Origin of the sequence: Proteus genomosp. 6 (assembly GCF_040139785.1) — a bacterium.
GTDB lineage: Bacteria > Pseudomonadota > Gammaproteobacteria > Enterobacterales > Enterobacteriaceae > Proteus.
On record NZ_JBEEVJ010000028.1, the window covers coordinates 1 to 3,153 of the forward strand.

Annotated in this window: 2 rRNA genes; both read right to left on the reverse strand. The window is 51.6% G+C overall.

Annotated elements, in window-relative coordinates:
• Positions 1-2: 2 nt before the first annotated feature.
• Positions 3-118: ribosomal RNA gene (rrf, locus tag ABN212_RS18455) — 5S ribosomal RNA — on the reverse strand.
• Between the two features lie 118 nt (positions 119-236).
• Positions 237-3,140, reverse strand: a 23S ribosomal RNA gene (locus tag ABN212_RS18460).
• Between the last annotated feature and the right edge of the window lie 13 nt (positions 3,141-3,153).

The window sequence follows — 3,153 nt, forward strand, 5'->3', positions numbered from 1 at the left end:
ATGCCTGGCAGTTCCCTACTCTCACATGGGGAGACCCCACACTACCATCGGCGCTACAACGTTTCACTTCTGAGTTCGGCATGGATTCAGGTGGGTCCGCTGCGCTATGGCCGCCAAGCAAATTCGGTTTTATTACCCGTTACTGTTGTTTCTTTTTCAGTAACCAGCAATGTCAATCTTAAACAAGCTTACTTCATCGACTGTTTGTCTCTCAGACAAAACACCTTCGGTGTTGTCAGGTTAAGCCTCACGGTTCATTAGTACTGGTTAGCTCAACGTATCGCTACGCTTACACACCCAGCCTATCAACGTCTTAGTCTTAAACGTTCCTTTAGGTCACTCTAGGTGACAGGGAAGACTCATCTCGAGGCAAGTTTCCCGCTTAGATGCTTTCAGCGGTTATCTCTTCCGCACTTAGCTACCGGGCAATGCCATTGGCATGACAACCCGAACACCAGTGGTGCGTTCACTCCGGTCCTCTCGTACTAGGAGCAACCCCTCTCAATCTTCCAACGCCCACGGCAGATAGGGACCGAACTGTCTCACGACGTTCTAAACCCAGCTCGCGTACCACTTTAAATGGCGAACAGCCATACCCTTGGGACCTACTTCAGCCCCAGGATGTGATGAGCCGACATCGAGGTGCCAAACACCGCCGTCGATATGAACTCTTGGGCGGTATCAGCCTGTTATCCCCGGAGTACCTTTTATCCGTTGAGCGATGGCCCTTCCATTCAGAACCACCGGATCACTAAGACCTACTTTCGTACCTGCTCGAGCCGTCACTCTCACAGTCAAGCTGGCTTATGCCTTTGCACTAACCGCATGATGTCCGACCATGCTTAGCCAACCTTCGTGCTCCTCCGTTACTCTTTAGGAGGAGACCGCCCCAGTCAAACTACCCACCAGACACGGTCCCCGACCCGGATTACGGGCCTAGGTTAGAACATCAAACGTTAAAGGGTGGTATTTCAAGGTTGACTCCATGCAGACTGGCGTCCACACTTCTAAGTCTCCCACCTATCCTACACATCAAGGCTCAATGTTCAGTGTCAAGCTATAGTAAAGGTTCACGGGGTCTTTCCGTCTTGCCGCGGGTACACTGCATCTTCACAGCGAGTTCAATTTCACTGAGTCTCGGGTGGAGACAGCCTGGCCATCATTACGCCATTCGTGCAGGTCGGAACTTACCCGACAAGGAATTTCGCTACCTTAGGACCGTTATAGTTACGGCCGCCGTTTACTGGGGCTTCGATCAAGAGCTTCTCCCTAAGGATAACCCCATCAATTAACCTTCCAGCACCGGGCAGGCGTCACACCGTATACGTCCACTTTCGTGTTTGCACAGTGCTGTGTTTTTAATAAACAGTTGCAGCCAGCTGGTATCTTCGACTGGCTTCGGCTCCGTCCGCGAGGGACTTCACTTACCGCCAGCGTGCCTTCTCCCGAAGTTACGGCACCATTTTGCCTAGTTCCTTCACCCGAGTTCTCTCAAGCGCCTGAGTATTCTCTACCTGACCACCTGTGTCGGTTTGGGGTACGATTGTTGGTAACCTGAAGCTTAGAGGCTTTTCCTGGAAGCAGGGCATCAATTGCTTCACCACCTTAGTGGCTCGTCATCACACCTCAGCATTAAGTGACCGGATTTGCCTAATCACTCTGCCTACATGCTTGAACCGGGACGACCGTCGCCCGGACAACCTAGCCTTCTCCGTTCCCCCATCGCAGTTACCACCAGTACGGGAATATTAACCCGTTTCCCATCGACTACGCTTTTCAGCCTCGCCTTAGGGGTCGACTCACCCTGCCCCGATTAACGTTGGACAGGAACCCTTGGTCTTCCGGCGTGCGGGTTTTTCACCCGCATTATCGTTACTTATGTCAGCATTCGCACTTCTGATACCTCCAGCATACCTCACAGTACACCTTCGCAGGCTTACAGAACGCTCCCCTACCCAACAACACCTAAGTGTCGCTGCCGCAGCTTCGGTGCATGGTTTAGCCCCGTTACATCTTCCGCGCGGGCCGACTCGACCAGTGAGCTATTACGCTTTCTTTAAATGATGGCTGCTTCTAAGCCAACATCCTGGCTGTCTGAGCCTTCCCACTTCGTTTCCCACTTAACCATGACTTTGGGACCTTAGCTGGCGGTCTGGGTTGTTTCCCTCTTCACGACGGACGTTAGCACCCGCCGTGTGTCTCCCGTGATAACATTCTTCGGTATTCGCAGTTTGCATCGAGTTGGTAAGTCGGGATGACCCCCTAGTCGAAACAGTGCTCTACCCCCGAAGATGAATTCACGAGGCGCTACCTAAATAGCTTTCGGGGAGAACCAGCTATCTCCCGGTTTGATTGGCCTTTCACCCCCATCCACAAGTCATCCGCTAATTTTTCAACATTAGTCGGTTCGGTCCTCCAGTTAGTGTTACCCAACCTTCAACCTGCCCATGGATAGATCACCGGGTTTCGGGTCTATACCCTGCAACTCATTCGCCCAGTTAAGACTCGGTTTCCCTACGGCTCCCCTATTCGGTTAACCTTGCTACAGAATATAAGTCGCTGACCCATTATACAAAAGGTACGCAGTCACCCCATAAAGAGGCTCCTACTGCTTGTACGTACACGGTTTCAGGTTCTTTTTCACTCCCCTCGCCGGGGTTCTTTTCGCCTTTCCCTCACGGTACTGGTTCACTATCGGTCAATCAGGAGTATTTAGCCTTGGAGGATGGTCCCCCCATATTCAGACAGGATAACACGTGTCCCGCCCTACTCGTCGAGTTCACAATAACAGCATCTTCAGATACGGGGCTATCACCCTTTACTGCCGGACTTTCCAGACCGTTCTCCTGATGCTGCTATTGATTAAGACTCTGGGCTGTTCCCCGTTCGCTCGCCGCTACTAGGGGAATCTCGGTTGATTTCTTTTCCTCGGGGTACTGAGATGTTTCAGTTCTCCCGGTTCGCTTCATTAACCTATGTATTCAGTTAATGATAATATCCATTGGATATTGGGTTTCCCCATTCGGAAATCGTCGGGTATAACGGTTCATATCACCTTACCGACGCTTATCGCAGATTAGCACGTCCTTCATCGCCTCTGATTGCCTAGGCATCCACCGTGTACGCTTATTCGCTTAACCTCACAACCCGAAG